This is a genomic window from Rhizobium sp. P44RR-XXIV (assembly GCF_001999485.2).
Taxonomy (GTDB): Bacteria; Pseudomonadota; Alphaproteobacteria; order Rhizobiales; family Rhizobiaceae; genus Rhizobium.
Genome location: NZ_MPVZ02000020.1, coordinates 29,228 through 48,639 on the forward strand (window position 1 = coordinate 29,228; position 19,412 = coordinate 48,639).

Consider the following 19,412-nt stretch of genomic DNA (forward strand, 5'->3'; position numbering starts at 1 on the left):
TGGCAGAGTCAGATCATGATGAACGATGAAGGCAGCGATCGACCGCGCAAGATCGTCCATGTCGACATGGATGCCTTCTACGCGTCGGTCGAGCAGCGCGACAATCCCGAACTGCGAGGATTGCCGGTTGCCGTCGGTAGTCCTGCCGCCCGCGGTGTGGTGGCGGCCGCCAGCTACGAAGCGCGAAAATTCGGCGTTCATTCGGCCATGCCGTCCGTGACCGCCCAGCGGAAATGCCCGGATCTGGTCTTCGTCAGGCCCCGATTCGACGTCTACAAGGCCGTCTCGCTGCAGATCCGCGCGATTTTCGCCGAGTATACGCCGCTGATCGAGCCACTCTCGCTCGACGAAGCCTATCTCGATGTCACGCACAATCTCAAACGTATGGAAATCGCTACGGAGATCGCCGCGGAAATCCGCGCGAGGATCAAGGCGGCGACGGGGCTCAACGCGTCGGCGGGAATCTCCTACAACAAGTTCCTGGCCAAGATGGCCAGTGACCTCAACAAGCCGAACGGCCAGGCCGTCATCACCCCGAAGAACGGCCCCGCCTTCGTCGAAAAGCTTCACGTCAAGAAATTCCACGGTGTCGGGCCGGCGACCACTGAGAAGATCCATCGGCTTGGGATCGAGACCGGCGCTGATCTCAAGGAGCAGACGCTCGATTTTCTGACGCAACATTTCGGGAAGTCGGGACCGTATTTCTACGGGATCGCCCGCGGCATCGACAATCGCCAGGTCAAGCCGGACCGGGTGCGGAAATCGGTCGGCGCTGAAGACACGTTCGCTGAGGACATCCATTCCTTCGAACCGGCGCGCGAGGGACTGCAGCCGCTGATCGAAAAGGTTTGGAGCTACTGCGAGGCCAATGAAATTGGCGCCAAGACCGTGACCCTCAAGGTCAAATATGCCGACTTCAGCCAGATCACCCGCAGCAAGACAGTTCCATCAGCACTACCGGCAATCGGCGATCTCGAGGACGTGGTGGGCCTGCTTCTCGCGCCCCTCTTCCCGACGCGAAAAGGGATACGTCTGCTTGGCGTGTCGCTGTCTTCGCTGGAACGGCGAGTACCTGTCGCGGAACCGCAGCTGCGGCTGGCGCTTTAGACGGCGAGCATTGTCTGAACAGGAGGGGTTGAATGGCGCCTGACCCGAAATGTCCCCGCCGGCGGGGGCCGCAGGATTTCGTCCTCAGGCACAAGTGCGTCGAGCCAAGCCATCCGCTGATCGCGGGAGAGGACCGCCATCTGCCGGTCGTGGAGCGGCGCGATATCCGCGTTTGCCTCAATCGTCAGGATGGCGTAGGCCTCAGGCCAATCCGTGGCCGCGGGCCGCCAGATCCCCGCGAAATAGAACCAGTCGCCGTCGGCGAGCGAGAAACTGAAGTTCCGATGGCAAAACTCGGAAGCAGGCACCAGGCATCGGTGGGTCGGAAAAGTCCGGCCTTCCGAACGAACAACATTCACTGCGCGCGGACCGCCATCGCGAGGACGAAGCCCCCATGGCAGTTCCACCATCTCCACTTCGCCGTCATGGCGTCTTATGATGACGCGGCGCTCGTCGAGCGGGGCGTCGGACTGGAAAACCTTCGCGCTCATAGTATGCAGAACATAGCAGGAACACAGCATTGAAACAATCCGAACCGAAGCGGAGGATACATGTGCAACGATTATCGGCTGATGGTGGATGTCGCCTCCATTGTCGAGGACTTCGCCGACCTCAAGATCAAGATCCGTTTCGGTGAAGGCGCGCCCAATCTTGAAGCACGTGAGGACATCAAGATCACCGACGTCGGCCCTATCGCCAGGTCAATCGACGGTGCCCGTGACGAGGTCGAGTTGGTGCAGCGGCGCTGGAGCTGGCCGGGGCCGAACAAGCGTCCGGTGTATAATTTCCGGTCGGATGGCCGGGAGTTCAATTCCAACCGCTGCTTGATCATCGCCGACGGGTTCTACGAGTTCACGGACTCAAAGGACCCGAAAAAGAAGCGCAAGGACAAATGGCTGTTCACGAAGAAGGACGAGCCGATCTTCTGCATTGCCGGCATCTGGCGTGAGACGCCGGAAGCCGGTCAGGCCTTCACCATTGTCGCTTTTACTTTGGAATTTCAAACGGCAAAACGTCATACGTTTGTTAGAGTTAGCGCGCAAAAATAGCCCAGATTTTCGCTAACGACTTCGACGGGGCAGCGCATGCCAAAGCCACTTCAAAATCGTGGAGCCGGCCCTTTTCCTTCCGAGGAAGACTGGTTGAAGGCGCGGAGAACCGCCCGCGAACTCGATCGTGTCTTGGATGCTGGACGAGCCAAGAAAGACGCGATTGCCAGGGCAGCGGCTGAACTTCAGCTAACATCCCGACAAATCTATAATCTCCTTGCCCGGTATCGGGTTGAGCGAACGATAACAGCATTATTGCCTCGGCTGCCTTCCGAGCGGCGCAAGCGGCTATCGGAGAAGGCAGAGGAGATCATCCAAACAACATTGCGCGAGCAGTGGATGACACTTGAAGCGCCGCCTCTTGCGCCGGTTGTTGCCGAGACCCGCGCCCGATGTCAGGAAGCCGGCGTCGTTATCCCTTCCTACGTCACGATTTCCCGGCGAATCCCGTCATTATTCTCCGTGGAAGAGATCGCCAAAAAACGGTCGGCCAATCCTAAGCATCTCATGCGGCTCAAGCCGCGGCCGGGTTATATCCACGCACCGCACCCGCTTGATGTCTGCCAGATCGACCATACTCCGACCGACATAAATTTCGTGGAGGTGGTCAACAACGGCGGCGTATTCATCGGTCGACCGTATCTGACGATCGTCATCGATGTTGCGACCCGCGCCATTCTTGGCTTCTGCCTTACCCTAGAAAAGCCCTCTGTCTTGTCTGTTGCGCTTTGTCTGGCACACGCGATCTGCCGGAAAGACGAATGGCTTACCGCTCGGTCGATACACCATGCATGGCCAATGTTCGGCCGTCCGAAGCTTCTGCTCACCGACTCGGCCAAGGAATTCAAGGGAAATGCTTTTCAGCATGGTTGCGACGACTACGGGATTCGTATTCGCCATCGCGACCGCGGTAGAGTTCATCAAGGCGGCGTTGTCGAGCGGCTTTTGGGCAAGCTCAATGGGGTGCTGTCCACATATCCCGGTTCGTCAGGAAGTTCTGTGGCCGATCGCGACGAATATCCGTCACATCAGCGCGCTTGCCTGAGCTTCTCTGAATTGGAACGCTGCCTGGCGTTGGCAATCCTTGATCATAATAGACAGGAGAATTCCAAAACGCTGAAAGTGCCGGCCGCAGAATGGCTACGCGGTAGCGGGGGGTCGCCCGAACACGAGGACGAGCCGCAACGAGTACTTCTGTCATTCCTGCCCAGCGCTGGCCGACAACTTTCACCACAGGGATTGAGCATGTTCGCATTGCATTACTATTGCTCCTGGCTCGGGTCTTTCGTTCCAGAACGCGACCGGCTCGGTAAGCTTGAGGTTCGATACGATCCCCGTGATATCAGCCATATCTATGTTCGTGATCCAGATACCCGATCGTTTCGACCCGTCGGACGCCGCGATGGCCGCATTGAACCGGTGACCTTGTGGGAGCATGATGCGGAACGCGCTCAATTGCGCGCTATCAACCGGCGCTCAAGCATAGAAAAAGTGGCTCTACGCCGTGAGATATCTGCCATCGCTGATGCTGCCAAGCTCTCCAAACGGGAGCGTCGGGACGCGGTTCGTAGAGCGCATGCCACGGCAGCTAAAAAGCCCTACGCCTCAATCGCTCCAGGCGAAGCACCGGCCAACCGGGCTCACCCCAAGAGACAGAAGAATCGTCTGCCGGTGGAAGACTGGTGAGCGGCATGTCTGATCATTTATTTGACCACGTACGTCCCATTCTCGACCTCGGAGATGACGAACGCGTAGCCTATATGCGGGCGCCGAGGTGGATTGGCCATCAAATCGCGAAGGACACCCAACAACGACTGGCTGACTTGCTGGCCCGACCTGTGTCACTGCGGACCCAAGGGCTAATGCTCATAGGCCCCTATGCAAATGGGAAGACCATGATCGCGGAGCGGTTCGCGGTGGAGCACCTTCGGGCATCGCCGAACAACGAGTTTGGATTGTTCAGACACGTGAAGGAGCAGGACTTGGCCATTTCTATGGCAGTATTCTTCAGGCGTTTCATGCGCCTGGTGGCGATATATGGAATGTTAGCCGGAAGGCGGAGCAGTTGGATCACCTGCTGGAGAGCATCAAACCCAGGGTGTTGATATTTGACGAGTTCCACAATGCTCTACGGGGACGGTCCCGCGACGTCGAAGGGGTGTTTGCCTTTCTCCGCCGGATCGGCCGGCAGTATGATATCTCGCCTGTCCTCATCGGCGAAGTCGCCATCTACGATTTTGTCAACGCGACTAGCGAGATGGCAACTCGCTTTGACCTCGTTGCAATCCCGAGGTGGCAATATGACGAAAGCTACCTGACCCTCCTCGACAGCCTCGAAGCGGCTTTGCCTCTCGCGAAGGCCTCCGATCTATCGGATGAAACATTGGCTCAACGAATTTTCAGCCTATCGGAAGGTTTGATCGGAGAGATTGTCTCCGTTGTGACCAAAGCTGCCGTGGGGGCGCTTCGTTCTGGAGCGGAACGCATTACCAAAACCGGTATCGATGAGCTTGGCTACACCCCCATTTCGCATCGGCGCAATGCGGCGTTGCGCAGGTGTTTGATATGACCCGCATAGAAATCGACGCACCACTCATCGACATCCAAGAGCGCTACCTGGATACAATTTCCACACGGTGGCCCATCACTTTCATGCCACAGCCAGACGAGCTATTGTCGAGCTGGCTACACAGGCTTGCCTATGCCAACGGTGTACCAGGGCGCTCTTTCGCCCGAGTACTGGGGCTCACACCTGGAATGTGGTCCGCCAGGCTTGATCTAAAGCTTTCCATCACCTTGGCAAAACAGCTGCAGACGTATGCGGATATCACACCTGAACAGCTAACCGCTATGACACTGCCGGACAATCAAACAAGGCAGCTTTTTTTACCCCTCCGAAACCTTCACCGACGGCAGGGGTCGACATGGCTACAATTCTGCCCGCGATGCCTGGCTACTGATGCGCACCCATACTTTCGGCGAGAGTGGCGGCTGGCAACACGACTTACCTGCGAAAAGCATAGCAACAGGTTGCGAGATCGATGCACCTCCTGCAATCAGCCCGTGGCAGCCTTTGATCAGAGCGAACTCAAACCGCACCACTATTGTGCCCGGTGTGGTCACGACTTCCGTCGTGCCTCGACCATCTACCTATGCCCGGCGGTGATAAAGCTTGACCAATGCATCCATGAAATCTTTGGCAGCGGTTTCATTGCCGGATCCCCGATCGACAATCTGCTCGTCCGGCGGTTAATGGACATCCCTCAATTGACCGGCGTCCATCAGCGAAAGTTGTTGACTGGTTTGTCCGCGTCATTTCGTGCACGATGCTACGAGCAACTTGTATGCCACCCATACGAAGACGGCACAGTCAGGCGGCATGTTCATGGGGTTGGTCGGGCTCTCGGATCGCCAATCGCGAAAGATGGTGGCAATAATGTCCTAATCCGACTGCTCACGGATGCGCTCGCCCGTCAACCGGGGCGGTCGGCGGTTGGCGGTAGCCGACCATTTGTCGATCTTTCGCACTTCCTTGCAACCGCTCAGCAAATGAGACGGGTTTCGGTGACGTCGCCGTTGTGCAGGAGAGATGCAACCGCGATCGTCCGTTGCCAATGTTGAAAATTCACTTCAAAGCCTGTGCCTCGGGAGCATCTTTGAAACGGGCGATGGAATCGATCTCGGCAATTTTCTGGAATTCACGAAGATATTCCAGATGATCTTTTTGAAATCAACGGCTGAACATTGTCAGGAATTTTGGCGACGTACTCGCGCGCGAACGAGATGTAGACGTCGAGCTTGAAGCCTTCCGCCTAACCGTTTCGACAAGATTAGGCGGAAGCTGCGTCAATAGAGTGGGGATACAGGTATCAGTTCAGATTTTTAAAACTCTTCCCAGCTATCGACCTTCGCAGCGGTGTTGCCACGCACGGCGTTAGAAACGCGTGCCATCAGACGTCTTGCCGGAGACGGCGCAGACGCTCTATCCATTTCTCTGCGAGGACCGGTGGCTGCATGGGTTGAACCAATCTCGAAACTGGCGATCAGTTGGAATAGTGCCTCCGCTTCCCTGGCCAGCGAATGGCTTGCCGCCGTCGATTCCTCGACCATGGCGGCATTCTGCTGAGTGCCCTGGTCCATGGTGTTGACGGCAGTGTTGATTTCCCGCAGTCCCGTCGCCTGCTCCTTAGCGCCTTCGACAATCGCCGTGACATTGGTGCTGACACCCTGAACTTGCGCGACGATCTGTTCCAGAGCTTTGCCGGTTTCCGTCACCAGTTCGACGCCATTCTTGACCTGTACTCCCGATTTGCCAATCAGCGCCTTGATCTCTTTTGCAGCTTTTGCAGAACGCTGCGCGAGTTCGCGCACTTCCTGTGCAACGACGGCAAAGCCTTTGCCCGCCTCGCCCGCCCTGGCGGCTTCTACGCCGGCATTCAGTGCAAGTAGATTGGTCTGGAAGGCGATCTCGTCGATGACACCGATGATGTTGGAAATCTCATTCGACGAAGTCTCGATCTCGTGCATCGCGGTGACAGCTCTGCTGACCACCGCACCTGAGTGCTCCGCCGATTGGCGCGTCTGCTGGACCATGTTGCCGGCCTCTTCGGCACGCCTGCTTGAGTCGGTGACCGTCGTCGTGATCTGCTCCAGTGCCGCTGCTGTTTGCTCGACCGATGCTGCCTGTTGTTCCGTCCGCTTCGAGAGATCGTCGGCCGCCGCACGGATCTGATTGGACCCGGCTGCAATTGCCTGGGCATTCTGGCCGACGCGCCGCATGGCGTCTTCGAGCTTTGCGACGGCATCATTGAAGTCGAGACGGACCTGATCAAGCCGGTCTGCAAAGGTTTCGGTAATCCTGTAGTTCAACTTGCCTTCAGAGAGACGGCCTAGCGCACTGCCGATGCTATCGACTGCAAAGCGAACTTCCGACGCCTCCTGTGCCTGCAGGCGTTCACGGTCAGCACGCTCCTGCTCGGAAAGCGAACGGTTGGCTGCGGCTTCCTGTTCAAGCCGAACCCTATCACGTGCGTTATCGCGGAAAACACCGACCGTGGACGCCATGGTACCAATTTCGTCAGAGCGTCCTTCGCCATAAATGGTGACGTCGAGATTGCCCTTTGCTAGGGCGTCCATCGCGCCAGTAATGGCGTTTACAGGACGGATAACGCCGGCAATGACAGTCCAGATCGAAAAGGCGGAAACGGCGGCAGCCATTGCTATCAGCGCTATCATCAAGGTTGTCAGCATAGACTTCAGGGCATTGCCTTCCGCCAGCTTTTCCTTGGCAACACGGATCTGTACCTCGACTAGCTTGGCTATATCTCCACCCAGAGGATCGATTGCCGGATAAAGTTCTTTGTCTGCGAAGCTGGCGAGCGCAGAAGCATCTTTCGACGTGAGGATACCGAGAAGCTTTTGGACGTGGACGTCTGCCTTCCGGCGCGCTTCTTCGAAGTGATCGGCAAGCTCCTTTTCTTCACTTGTCAGGGTGGTACCTGTGTACGCCTTCCAATGATCGTTCACATCAGTCAGTGCGGACTGAACATTCGCTGTCCCCTGCATCGGCGACAGGACCCCGGAACGGGTCTTGTGAACGGTATCGACAATGTTGACCGCATAGCGATCACCGATGATTTTCAAATGTTCCATCGGTTCGACGCGATCAACCACGATGGAGTCAGCAATTTTCGCTTCTTCTTCCATCGCGTAGAAGGAAAAGGCAGCAATCATCATAATTGTAGCGGTGAGCACCGAGATGCAGGCAAGCAGTTTCACACGGATAGTCATTACATCCTCAACCAGGCAATAGAGACGCACGTCTCTGGATAATTCGGCAACTGTTCGGGGCTGTCTGGCAGAATGATGCTTCGCTGAGGATCCCCATCCTCAACTCGCCGAGGATTGGACAATCATGGGCGCACCCGTTAAATCTAGGGTCAATCTGTTTATGAATTATAAATAACTTGATAGAATAGCCTAAAAATTAGCCATCGCGAGTAAATATCCGCCATTCAAGTTAAAGTTGAAGCCGAAAGATGAGCTATGCGCAAACATGCCGGACTAGCATTATTGGGTTTGAGCATAGCCACCACGGCCATAGCGGCGGACGGAGCAAAAGCACCAGGAGTGTCGGTCAATCCCAACGAGCCGGCTTGCCTGAAGGTGCCTGCGGCCGATATGGAGCAGTTCGTTGGCGCTCCGGCACGTGTCCGGGAAACGAACAACGGTCTTTGTTCCTGGGAGGGCAGCAGATCGGGTACTTATGTAAAGGTCATGTATTTCAAGGGCGAAAGCCTTGGTATCCCCGCTGGAGCGGAGCGGGCTTATTTCGATCAGGGTATCGAAATCATGAAGGCCGAAAACAAGCCGGGGGAACTCGTGGAGATTCCTGCGTTAGGAGATAGTGCCTGGGGGTTGAAGATCACCGAAAATCCTATGAATTTTTACTCGGTGTACACGTTCAAGGGCAAAGACAGCATCACCATCATGTCCAATGGCGTCGGTTACGACGCGACCGTCAAGATTGCGCAGCTTGCGGCGTCGCGTATGTGAGATCTCTTTATTCGACTATCGGTCGGTTGATGGCGGTGGAACTCTGTATTAATACTGACGGCGCCGATCAAGCTGCGTCACGAAACAACGTGGCGATCAGAATGTTGTGGACGGGTTTGCCCGTAGACTAGGGATAACCGGCGGCAAGCCGCAACCGACCAATTGCCTACATGTCACAGTCATCTGGACAGCTTAACAACACAACAGTGTGTTACCGACACCACGTCACCCATGACAGCTCAGCTCCGAACGGATGCTCTCAGTATCAAGTTAAGTGCAGCGGAGAATTAAGTATCTACAGCCGGCTTGTTAATCGTCATCGTCACCGTAGCCAATATCGGCTTTTGCATCATTACCAGCCTTTGCCACAGTTCGCCTGCTCAGAAGCCCTGCATCCTCCAGTGCCTCGATATTTGGAAGATCACGAAGAGTTTCAAATCCGAATACGGACAAAAACAGTTTTGTTGTTACATATGTATACGGCGCACCGGGTGTCGGGCTCCTAGGCCCCGAAACGATAAAGCCGGCATCCCGCAGCCCGGCGATCGTGTCACGGCTAATCTCTCTGCCAAAAATCTCCGACAGCTCTGCCCGGGTGGCGGGTTGAAAGTATCCGATGGCAGTCACGACCATCGCCTCGGTTTCAGAAAGCGACGCCGCTATGGACTGTGTCGGGGCGGTCGAGACGCGGATAGTCTCGGCGAACCGCGGTCGGGTGCGGTGCTGCCATCCGCCAGCCACCGACACCAGCTCGTAGGGACGGTCCTGCAACTCCTCGACAAGATCGTCAATCACCAGGTCGATGCTGCAGTCTGAACCAACCACCCGCGCAAGAAACTCACGGCTCACCGGCTCAGTTGAGGCAAAAATAACCGCTTCAACCCGCAGCATCCACTCCCGCCAGCGCAGCTCAGGCGGCAGATCCTCCAACTCGCGATCATACAGGACGTCTTGCTGCCGATTTCGTGATGGTCGCCTTACGGATTTGGCTGCTGGAGACTTGCTCATTGTCACAACCCAAATATTCGGAATGACGGACGACCTGATAGCTCGTGGACCGCGTCAAAACTCTCCAATCGATCGAACAGACGAGTGGCTGCCCAGCGTGACAGATGACTACCCGGCGCAGATGCCGAAACAGCGTCCTCGCTGAGGAGCTTTTGAATAACCGCATTGGCCCCCTTGGTCCGCACCTTCGGCGCTGCAGCTATCAACCGTGCCGCGCGGCGATCAATGTCGGTACCCGAACGTAACGCCGCCTCCACGCCCGCGACCACTGCCAGGCAGATCGCCCTCGAATAAGCAGGCTCGCCCGGCCGCACACGTCCTCTACCGCCGATCGTGCGGAATGCAGGCCCAAAACGCTCGGGCAGCAGCAGCGGCACAGGTTTGGGCCATTTCAGTTTTTGCGCCAACACCATATCGGCGAGACCCAACGCCAGAACTTCCGCATCGGCACGGGCGGTGCAAATTGTTGCTATCAGATCCGCCGCGACGAAAGGCGGCGCGCGTGCGGACTGGATCGCGAAATCGACCTCATCCGGGATCGAAGCAAGGGCGTCATCCCATCGAAGCTGCAAAAGATCGGCAAGTTCCTTCACGACAAGTGACCCAATCGGGCCGGAACGGCGCACAAGCAATCGTGTGGCGAGAAATATCTTTCCGGCAGGACCTGGATCGTCACCTGCACCAGTGAGCAATACCGCATCGCGAATGGCACTTTCTTCCTCAGCGCGACCAACCATTTTTGCCGCAACCTCAGCCGATTTCAGGGCGAGGCGGTCGCGCCAGCAGCCGAGCCATGGCAGGTCTGCTCGGATCAAATCATCTATTGATTTCAGAGCGATACCGGCAGCAAAGGCAGCGCTTGCTTCATCCGTTTCCCGACGGCGGGCCAGCGCCCAACCGGGCAGGCTGGGCAACCAAACATGAGGGGTCGATAGTGCGGGCGTCGGAAAATCCATGCAGGGATCATAACCGGACTGTGCGGTTTAGGCCAGATAATTGATTTAAAACGCACAGCATGTCGGCATAATATTATGTCCGATAATGTTGCATTATCGGACGTCTTGCTCTTTATATAGAGAATGGCCCAAATCATCGAGCAGAACACCGAAATTGACGTCGAGGAGACCTCAGCGCCGTCTCTCAGCACAGCCTCGGGCGGCGATGTTTCCGCGCCAGAGGTGTCAGGTGAAAGTCCCCTCCCCTCCCTCGCTGCTCAGGATCAGACGCCCGCCCATCTTGCAAGCCTTGCTGATCGCGCCCGGGGTTATGTTGAAGCGGCCAGTTCCGCAAATACGCGCAAGGCTTATGCCTCCGACTGGAAGCATTTTGCTGCTTGGTGCCGGCGGTCCAATCTTGCTCCGCTCCCTCCGAATCCACAAACCGTCGGGCTATACATCACAGCCTGTGCTTCCGGCACGGTTGACCGAAGCACCAAGGCCAACTCTGTCTCGACCATTGAGCGACGCCTCTCCTCCCTCAGTTGGAACTATGCCCAGCGCGGTCTCTCGCTCGATCGCAAAGACAGGCATATCGCAACCGTAATGGCCGGCATACGCAACAGCCACGCCAAGCCACCTGTCCAAAAGGAAGCGGTCATGGCTGAGGATATCATAGCCATGGTCGAGACGCTCGATCGCGGCTCCCTGCGCGGCCTGCGCGATCGGGCAATGTTGCTCATCGGCTTTGCTGGCGGCCTTCGGCGCTCCGAGATCGTCGGCCTCGACCTGAAGGCCGACCAGACTGAGGACGGTCGCGGTTGGATCGAGATCCTCGACAAGGGCATGCTTATTACGCTGCGCGGCAAAACCGGATGGCGAGAAGTCGAGGTCGGTCGCGGCTCGGCCGATACGACCTGCCCGGTCGCCGCAATCGAGACCTGGATCAAGTTCGCCAAGCTGGCTCATGGCCCTCTGTTTCGCCGTGTGACAGGGCAAGGGAAGGCAGTCGGGTCAGAGCGGCTGAACGACAAGGAAGTCGCTCGGCTTGTGAAAAGGTCCGCGATGGCCGCAGGCGTTCGAGGGGATCTCAGCGAACTTGAACGCGCCTTCAAGTTTTCAGGCCATTCCCTTCGCGCGGGCTTGGCCTCTTCCGCTGAAGTCGACGAGCGTTACGTCCAGAAACAGCTCGGTCATGCGTCGGCAGAGATGACCCGCAGATATCAGCGGCGGCGGGATCGCTTCCGCGTGAATCTGACCAAGGCATCAGGGCTTTAGGTGAGCCCTCCCCTACTCCGGAGTGAAATCGTAAGGGGATATTTCGGTGCCGAATTTCTCGCTTAGCGCTTCGATTGAAATCGGAAGCTAAAAGCCACAGCGATGCCAATCGGATCACTTATGACTAGTCACCTCGAACTTTTCGACAAGATCGAACAGGTTTTCTCCGCTGAGCTTGGCAACGCAATGCCGAGTGACGTCTTTCGCGAGCGCAAGCTTGTAGTTTCGGATGATGGGAAGCGGGTTACAGAATTCACGTCCAATAGCGGCGCACTCGCCGAGGCCGTGCTTGGCGTCGACTTCCCTCGCGAGGCTGGCCCGGTGCTGCTCGAGCATTACGCGCCATTGCACGCGTTGAAGGCAATTGCTGCATCCTCGCAGATCCTGCTCAGACCCGTCTCCAATTACCTGCATCAGGATGAATTCAAGACCTTTGCAATCGATCATCATCTCGACGGTTATCTTGCCGTAGATGACAATTGCCGAGCCGTGTTCGAGGATTTGACGGACAACCTCTTCTTTCTGTCGCTGACCAAGCCAGGAAACCAAAACGAGCTCGACCTTTGGAAAGGGTTCGCAAATGAGGGAAAAGGCGCCTGCCTTCAGCTGTCCCTTACCCCTGAACCAGCATGCGACGTGCGCGCCATGAGTTATCAGCACAGCAAAACCGCATTTCGACGTATCAATGACGAGCTGGCGAAAATCGGTATGACATACATCCCTTGGACACTATCGCGGATTTGCGCTTTCTATCTGCCTCAGACATACAGCTACGAAGAGGAGATCCGCTTGCTGATCAAACGTCATGAAGGCGGCATCAATAACGCCATCAGCGATGTCCGAAGCGAAGCTTGGCCCGTGCAAATCGGGGTTTCCGGATCGCCGGTCTTAGACCCTTGGTGCGGAATTGAACTCGTTGGAATTCGATCCGGACCCCGGTGCACTCCCGACGCCGTGCGGGCAGCCATCAAGGGAACGACTTTCGAGGACACCCCAATCACGTGAACGCGTGCACACCTTGTAACTGAAAAGCAAAGCCATGCCTAAAAGTTCTAAGAGCCACCCGGCCTTCACCGCTTCACTGAACAAGGTCTTTGAGGCGCTGGACGCATGCCCTACGGATGGCTTCAAGCCGTTTTTTCCGAAACTTGCCGACAAAGAGTATTACGAGACCCAAGTCATGTTTTCCGTGCGCAAACGCGAAGCAGCAGCGTACCATCTGGTGAATGTCAGGCGGCACTTGGCGAACGATCTCAAGGCTTCCCAGCGTGCAGCCCTGAAACATGCGCCGAATACGAAACCAAGCAAGGGGGCATTTTCGGTCTCCCTTTCAATTTCGAAGGGCGAATATGTTCACGAACTCGGTGCTTTTCTCGGAGCACTCAGATCCGGGCTCGACTTTGCGAGCGTTTTTGCGTCGAGATCGATTTCCGGTGTATCGGCGCACTCGATCACGACCCTGGTCAAGATGGTAGACGAGGGCAAGGTTGCGCCGATGCTTGAGGTCGTGAAAGCGCACCGAGATTGGATCCTGGCTCTGCGGGCATACCGCGATGAAACCGTCCATCGGTTGGTCGTTGCCTCCCCTGCTTCAGGGTGGCGAGTGTCGCATGATGGACTGACGTCGACTGTGTCACTTCCGATTGTTGTGCCCAAAAGCATTCCAGAGCGGGTTTCCGATACGAGAAGATCCAGATCGATGGACGCCGACGTCCCGCTCGGCTTAAACGAATTTCGAAAGCACGCTGTCGCAACTTTCCCTGACGGCACCATCCAGGCCTTGGATCATTCCGTCACTTATTCACCAGCAAACGGCTATATCGCCATCGATGAATTTATGCGGCGTCACCTGGAATCATACGACGCCTTTTTGAATGACATCTTTGGCACCCTCTCTACGCTCGATTTTCATCCTCCCAGCAAGCCGACAAAGCTATCCACTTCCGCATCGCTTTGAACGGCTTCCTAAGAGCCAGCGGCAGCCTTCAGCGCCGATGTCCATTCAGTACAGGTATTGGGCACAAATTGTGAAGCTCTTGTCGGATGGTGGCAACATCGCCGGATTCAAGATCAAGCATCCCGAAAAACTTCCTGCCGAAACCTCCAAATGATGTTCCGATCATTTTTCCGTGGGATCCGTCCTTGATAACAAACCGATCGTGCAGCTTGTCCGAGCTAAAGTGACGCACGTTTCGACCCTGCTTCAATGCGCTCAAGACCACTGGACGAACCGCGTTTGCATAGCTGTTTGTGTACAGGTCCACGCGTTTCGCTGACGCCGGAAGGAGTTTCGCCAGTTCATCAGCGTATTCAGAAACATCCTTGTACAGATCAGACGGCGAAAATTTCAGGAGGTACGGGTCACAGATAATGATGTCGGTGGATCCTCGCAGCCAGTTTCTGAGGTGTGCCAATCCACCCTCGGCTTCCTCGACGCCCGCGCGCACGATCATGTGAATGTATTGGCCGGCCGATTCCACACTCTCGGAACTCGGCGACCTAGTCCTCAGCTTTTCGCAGAGAACGACCAGCGTCTGCTCAAATTCTCTCGACGTAAGAACGCTCGGACCAAGTTGACCGCTCCGGATCTGCGCCAGGCAAGCCTCGAAGAGCCTCAGGCAATAGATTCTCAACTCGTCGTCCATTCGCGATAACCTTTCAAAGCAATCGGGACGATCCTTCTCCACGATTGAAAAATTGCGTTCAACTTCAATAAGGCCCTGTTTTCAATTGAGAAACGGCGAAAAAAACCGGCTGACAAGTAAGGAACAAACGAACTCGTCACGCTACCCCAGCCGTATCACCCAGCAAGCAGCCGGCCGTCGCCCGCGGACCTCATCAAAGCCATCAACATCGGCCCCAGCGAAAACTCGCCGCGTTCCGAGCGTCTCGTCAGATCCCTCAGATACCCGCCGGCTGAGTTGATAAAATTCGATCGCTCGAGAATGCACGCTATCGCCACGGCTGCATTCTCAGGCCCCATGGCATCGCAAGCATCCTGATAGGCTGACGGGCTGACACCGAGCATCGACCGGACCAGCACCGCGGCTGCCATGAGCTCGCGCCAGTGCGATATGCCACCACCCGGCCCGTAGTCGACGATCTGGGGGCAAGCTCGCAGGACCATGCCCAGCGGGAACGACTTGATGGGCTCCCGTTTCGCCTGGGCCCGCCGCCCGCTCACCGTTTGTGGTTCTAGCCGCCCCACTTCGCCCTGCTCTTTTCCAGAGCTAGGTTCAAGTTCATACATGGATTCGGTTTTTGAATTCTGTATGTGGCATCCATTTTGAACACCATTGCCATCTGTATTTTCAGTTTTAACATGAATTTCCAGGATGTTGAGGACTTCTCCCCTGAGAAGCTCCATTTCATCGAGCGTAGCTTCTACCTGCGCCCGGGAAGGATACCGCGGCAGACGCCCAAGAATGCCTGCGCACATGCCTTCCACGGCAAGCCAGTCGCCCGACACTCCCTCCTCAATCGCTGCTGTAATCAATTTCCGAACGTCTCGCCGGCAAATGGTCAATGCTTCCTTCGCGCGGCGAAAGCGAATTCGTTCAGCTGCGATGTCCTGCGCAGCTGCTGCAAACTCTGCCGCGCGCGCCACCAGCGGCGCGAGATCGAAGCCATATGCTTGTTCGATCTCACCGTCGCGGTTGCGATGCGCGTAGCGCTTTCCGTTGGGGCTGTCACGGCGCTGGATGAGCCCAGCCTCTACGAGCGCCGCCAAGTGTCGCCGTAGCGTGGTTCCGGTGATCCCGTGCGCGCGCACCGATAGCTGGCCGTTCGAAGGAAAAACGACAAGGCCCTGCTCCGCATCGAGCTCCGTCTCAGGATGAAACGTCAACAGCGCGTCGAGAACGGCAAGCGCTCTGTCCTGGAGGCCGAAGCGTTCTCGTGCCTCGCAGACGTCGCGAAACACTTTCCACTTTTCAACGCGTGCAGTGGGTTTTAACTCGGCGACCTCAAGCTGGCCCTTCACCAAGGCAAGCGTCATCGGCCGCCGCCCAAAAGGCGTCGTCACATGTCCCGTATGCATTTCTCTCTCACCTTTCTTCAGGCAAAAGAAATCCGCTCACCAAATCGGTGCCAAAGACTCTTGACTGTGATTCCGGGAAATGCGATTCTCGATCTTGCTAAGGATAACGAGAGAGGCTTCCGCGGTTTGCCGTTTGGGGGCCTTTTTCTTTTGCGGTCTAATCTCCGTTGCGTTCAGGTTTGGACTGTCTGTATTCGTCGTACAAACGATCCATGCGACTAGAAAGCCAATCGCTGAAGGGTTTGGCTTCCGCATTCGAAAGCTCGATCGCGACCTTCTTTGACCTGGCATTCATTGTGAGACTCAGAGAACTGTCAATCGACGTCCATTCTTTCGCCGACCTCGGGCCTTTCGGATTCTTGGCCGCTGACTTGTTCTTGTACCGAGCCAGATACCCGTGCAGGTTATCGAACCTCGCCTCTTCCTCAAGCTTCAGAAACTCGGCCGTTTCCACATAGCCCGTGGCGATCTTCAGAAGGGCAGGGGTCAGCAGCAGCTGGCGCAAGCTCAGCCACTTGTCGCGGCCGATCTTCTTGGACGCACCGAGAGCCTGGATGACCGGGGCAGGGACCACATCGACCACGCCTAGCATTTTGGAGAGCATTGCCTCATCAATCGCCAGCGAAGATCTGACCACGTCCTTCGTCATCCCGGACGCGATCAGGTTCTGTGCGAAATAAGCACGCTCAATAAACGAGAGATTTAAGCGGGCGGAGTTTTCCTGTCCTTGCGCAATCGCAGAGGTGATGTCGTCCAGCTTCTTGACGACGGCCTTGACCGGTATTCCGAGTTCTCGAGCGACCTTGAGGCGACGATGGCCGAAGACGACCATGTAGCGTTGTCCGTCTGACGAACTGGGTCGAACCAGAATAGGTGTCGTTTGCCCAGATTCTTTGATCGCTTGCTTGAGCTCCTGAAATTCCTCGCCGTCGTCTGAAAGTCGATCGGCTATGAACGAGACGTCGAGGAGTCGCGGATCCAAATCCACGATCACCTCGCCCTCCATGAGCTTCTTCGTATTCTCCGCTAGGTCCTCAATGGACCGGACGACTGTCTTTGCAGCGCCCGTCATGCCGTAGCCAGGCTTCGTTGGCGTTTTCTCGTTCAGCGAGGAAAGATCCAGTTTTGCGAACGGGTTTTCACGCGACATAATCGGCCTCTATATTCGCCATCAACTGCGATAAGGCATTGGCTCGGCTAGTGAAAAGCGGGAAAAAAACGGCTGACAAGTTGATCATTTCCTCCCCCATGCGCTGTGAATGAGATCCACGACCTCGCCGTTGGCCGCGTTCAGGCTCTCCATAGCGCGGTCATAGGTTGAGCGAACGAAATCACCGCGCTCAACCTCATACAACGTCTGCTTTCGTATCGATGCATCCGATATCGCCGTCGACTTAAGCACGTGATTTCGCAGCATCTGCTGTGCAAACATCGACTGCATAAAGCCGACCATCTGTGCTTGCGGAATATCGGTCGGCTCAAAGCGAGTTACGAGGTAACGGAACCATTCCACACGGATTTCTGCACCAGCCTCTGCAACGGGGGTCATGATGCCGCCCAGCATCTGCAGGAACTGGCTCATCGACATGATGTCCAGCATTTGCGGGTGGATGGTAATCAGGATGCCGGTGGAGGCCATCAGCGCGGTGATCGTTAGATAGCCGAGTTGCGGGGGGCAGTCGATGACAACAACATCGTACCTGTCATCCACTTCCTTCAGCGCATTGACGATGCGCATGTGAAACAACCGGCCCTCGTCACCTTTCCGCGAGGAAATGGACAGTGGCACATCGTACTCAAACTCCTGCAGCACGAGATTTGCCGGGACAACGTCTAGTCCAGGAATGTTCGTCGGCTGGATCACCTCTGAGATTGGCTTGCGCTCATCATCGAAACGAAGCGCTTCGTATAGAGACGCGGTGTCATCGAGTTCGGGCTGAATGCCGAACAACGACGTAAGTGACGCCTGAGGATCGAGATCGACGGCGAGGACACGGTGACCGGTGAGGGCTAGGTATTGCGCCAGATGCGCCGCTGTCGTCGTCTTGCCGCTTCCGCCCTTGAAGTTCACGACCGAAACGACCTGCATCGGTTCCCCTTCACGACGCTGAGGAACGTAATAGCGCTTGTCGGATTTTTTGTTTGCTTCGAGATACTCGCGAAGTTCCAGCATCTGATCCGCCGTATAGTAGCGTCGGCCGCTGACCGATTCGATCTCTGGACCCTTCCCTTCGGAATGGATTTGCCGGAGATGGCTCTGGGTAACGCCCATGAATTCGGCGACTTCGCCAAGCTGAAACTTGCGTAGTCCCTTCCGAGCGTCCGGAGGATACTGCTGGCTGCGCAGCATATGCAACGCGCTTGAGATCTTCGCCCCTTGCTGGGCGATCTCAACGTCAAACCTGTTGGGCTGCGGCTGGTTCATTTTGCAAACTATTTCCTGGGAGGCTAAACTTTCGAAAAAATGGCCCCATAGCCATAATTTTCGCAACTATCTCCCGATTCTCACATAGCCGCAAGAGATTTAAGGTTAACAAAGGGTTAAGGCGAAATCGACGGGTTGCACGTTTACAGATTCTTTTTCTTGCGTTTTCATGTATTTAGCAAGCGGCATGGCCTGCCGCGTTCATGCTTTGTTTTACTGTGAATCCTACAATGCCCCCGCTTTTATATGGGGGGACAAGACCGCCCTCGATCGCTCTTTATCGCTTGTCCTGGCCGACTCGTGTGAGTGCGACTTGTAGGATCCTACAACTGCCCGCCCATCCAGATTTGTGCTGATTTCCCCGTCGACCAACAACGTCGGAGAAATTCATGCAGGTTCTCGCCCTCTCAACACCCAGGACAATCCAAGAGGCGCATCTCCTTCACATCCACCACCAGCTTCGTGCGCGGGTCTTTTCCGATCGCCTGGGTTGGGAAGTCGAAGTATCGGCTGGGTGCGAGTCGGATGGTTTCGACGCGCTTCGGCCGACCTATGTTCTCGCCAACGCTGAGACCGGCCAACTGGTGGGGTGCGCGCGGCTCCTTCCTACGCTTGGTCCGACAATGGTGGCGAACGTTTTCCCGTCGCTTCTCCCCGACGGTCAACTTAACGGTCACGCCGCGATGATCGAGAGTTCTCGTTTCTGCGTCGACACGGCCCTCGCGGAGGGAAGGGGCGACGGTTCCATCCATGAGGCCACGCTGACCATGTTCGCCGGCATCATCGAATGTTGCATGGCGAATGGCTACACCGAGATTGTCACGGTGACCGATCTTCGATTCGAGCGGATCCTTGCTCGCGTCGGATGGCCGCTGCAGCGTTTGGGCGAGCCCAAGAAGATCGGCGTGACGATGGCCGTGGCGGGCACGTTGCCAGCCAATGCGGACACGTTCCTCAGGCTCCGTCCTTCCAATTACCGTTCTGATCTCACCCCTCTCAGCCAGGCAGCGTAAGGA

The 19,412-nt window shown here is 56.4% G+C and carries 16 protein-coding genes and 2 pseudogenes; 10 read left to right on the forward strand and 8 right to left on the reverse strand.

Annotated features, from left to right (window positions below; genetic code table 11):
• Positions 1–15: 15 nt before the first annotated feature.
• Entirely contained in the window at positions 16–1,107 is a 1,092-nt protein-coding gene (gene dinB, locus BSK43_RS00695) for a DNA polymerase IV (protein ID WP_077472606.1), read from the forward strand.
• On the opposite strand, the gene BSK43_RS00700 is transcribed toward dinB, so the two are convergent.
• Entirely contained in the window at positions 1,104–1,598 is a 495-nt protein-coding gene (locus BSK43_RS00700; RefSeq protein WP_068391121.1) for an SOS response-associated peptidase, read from the reverse strand. The two genes, dinB and BSK43_RS00700, sit on opposite strands and share 4 nt — an antisense overlap.
• Positions 1,599–1,658: 60 nt before the next feature.
• Between BSK43_RS00700 and BSK43_RS00705 the strand changes: the two are divergent.
• The 4 genes and pseudogenes from BSK43_RS00705 to BSK43_RS00720 all read left to right on the forward strand — a co-directional run.
• Positions 1,659–2,090, forward strand: a pseudogene (locus tag BSK43_RS00705) (SOS response-associated peptidase family protein); the annotation flags it as partial.
• 102 nt (positions 2,091–2,192) lie between these two features.
• Positions 2,193–3,842, forward strand: a complete 1,650-nt coding sequence (locus BSK43_RS00710) for a Mu transposase C-terminal domain-containing protein (RefSeq protein WP_077472605.1) — start codon at positions 2,193–2,195, stop codon at positions 3,840–3,842.
• A gap of 5 nt (positions 3,843–3,847) precedes the next feature.
• A pseudogene (locus BSK43_RS00715) lies at positions 3,848–4,725 on the forward strand (TniB family NTP-binding protein).
• 83 nt (positions 4,726–4,808) lie between these two features.
• A complete protein-coding gene (locus BSK43_RS00720; protein WP_246662466.1) occupies positions 4,809–5,777 on the forward strand; it encodes a TniQ family protein in 969 nt (322 codons plus the stop codon).
• A 261-nt stretch (positions 5,778–6,038) separates the two neighbouring features.
• Here BSK43_RS00720 and BSK43_RS00725 read toward each other — a convergent pair whose 3' ends face one another.
• Entirely contained in the window at positions 6,039–7,946 is a 1,908-nt protein-coding gene (locus tag BSK43_RS00725; protein ID WP_077472603.1) for a methyl-accepting chemotaxis protein, read from the reverse strand.
• 255 nt (positions 7,947–8,201) lie between these two features.
• Between BSK43_RS00725 and BSK43_RS00730 the strand changes: the two genes are divergently transcribed.
• A complete protein-coding gene (locus BSK43_RS00730) occupies positions 8,202–8,711 on the forward strand; it encodes a hypothetical protein (RefSeq protein WP_077472602.1) in 510 nt (169 codons plus the stop codon).
• A gap of 309 nt (positions 8,712–9,020) precedes the next feature.
• On the opposite strand, the gene BSK43_RS00735 is transcribed toward BSK43_RS00730, so the two are convergent.
• Both BSK43_RS00735 and BSK43_RS00740 read right to left on the reverse strand, forming a co-directional pair.
• Entirely contained in the window at positions 9,021–9,719 is a 699-nt protein-coding gene (locus BSK43_RS00735; RefSeq protein ID WP_077472601.1) for an SMC-Scp complex subunit ScpB, read from the reverse strand.
• A 2-nt stretch (positions 9,720–9,721) separates the two neighbouring features.
• Complete coding sequence (locus tag BSK43_RS00740) at positions 9,722–10,675, reverse strand: DUF1403 family protein (RefSeq protein ID WP_077472600.1); 954 nt, start codon at positions 10,673–10,675, stop codon at positions 9,722–9,724.
• A gap of 123 nt (positions 10,676–10,798) precedes the next feature.
• Between BSK43_RS00740 and BSK43_RS00745 the strand changes: the two genes are divergently transcribed.
• The 3 genes from BSK43_RS00745 (at position 10,799) to BSK43_RS00755 (ending at position 13,889) form a co-directional block, all read left to right on the forward strand.
• Positions 10,799–11,932, forward strand: a complete 1,134-nt coding sequence (locus BSK43_RS00745) for a site-specific integrase (protein WP_077472599.1) — start codon at positions 10,799–10,801, stop codon at positions 11,930–11,932.
• 120 nt (positions 11,933–12,052) lie between these two features.
• Positions 12,053–12,937, forward strand: coding sequence for a hypothetical protein (locus BSK43_RS00750; protein ID WP_068391002.1), 885 nt, complete (start codon positions 12,053–12,055; stop codon positions 12,935–12,937).
• 34 nt (positions 12,938–12,971) lie between these two features.
• A complete protein-coding gene (locus tag BSK43_RS00755; RefSeq protein WP_077472598.1) occupies positions 12,972–13,889 on the forward strand; it encodes a hypothetical protein in 918 nt (305 codons plus the stop codon).
• A 28-nt stretch (positions 13,890–13,917) separates the two neighbouring features.
• On the opposite strand, the gene BSK43_RS00760 is transcribed toward BSK43_RS00755, so the two are convergent.
• The 4 genes from BSK43_RS00760 to repA all read right to left on the reverse strand — a co-directional run bounded on the left by BSK43_RS00760 (position 13,918) and on the right by repA (position 18,396).
• Positions 13,918–14,577, reverse strand: a complete 660-nt coding sequence (locus BSK43_RS00760; protein WP_077472597.1) for a hypothetical protein — start codon at positions 14,575–14,577, stop codon at positions 13,918–13,920.
• Between the two features lie 155 nt (positions 14,578–14,732).
• Positions 14,733–15,971 carry a plasmid replication protein RepC gene (repC, locus tag BSK43_RS00765; RefSeq protein ID WP_136686627.1) on the reverse strand — a complete coding sequence of 413 codons (1,239 nt, stop codon included), beginning with the start codon at positions 15,969–15,971 and terminating at the stop codon, positions 14,733–14,735.
• 157 nt (positions 15,972–16,128) lie between these two features.
• The gene (gene repB / locus BSK43_RS00770; protein ID WP_068390983.1) at positions 16,129–17,121 is read right to left on the reverse strand and encodes a plasmid partitioning protein RepB; all 993 of its coding nucleotides are present in this window, start codon (positions 17,119–17,121) and stop codon (positions 16,129–16,131) included.
• A gap of 84 nt (positions 17,122–17,205) precedes the next feature.
• Positions 17,206–18,396 (reverse strand): plasmid partitioning protein RepA, encoded by a 1,191-nt coding sequence (repA, locus tag BSK43_RS00775; protein WP_068390976.1) that lies wholly within the window; start codon positions 18,394–18,396, stop codon positions 17,206–17,208.
• Between the two features lie 389 nt (positions 18,397–18,785).
• On the opposite strand from repA, the gene BSK43_RS00780 reads away from it, so the two are divergent.
• Positions 18,786–19,409, forward strand: a complete 624-nt coding sequence (locus tag BSK43_RS00780; RefSeq protein WP_136686629.1) for an acyl-homoserine-lactone synthase — start codon at positions 18,786–18,788, stop codon at positions 19,407–19,409.
• The last annotated feature ends 3 nt before the right edge of the window (positions 19,410–19,412 follow it).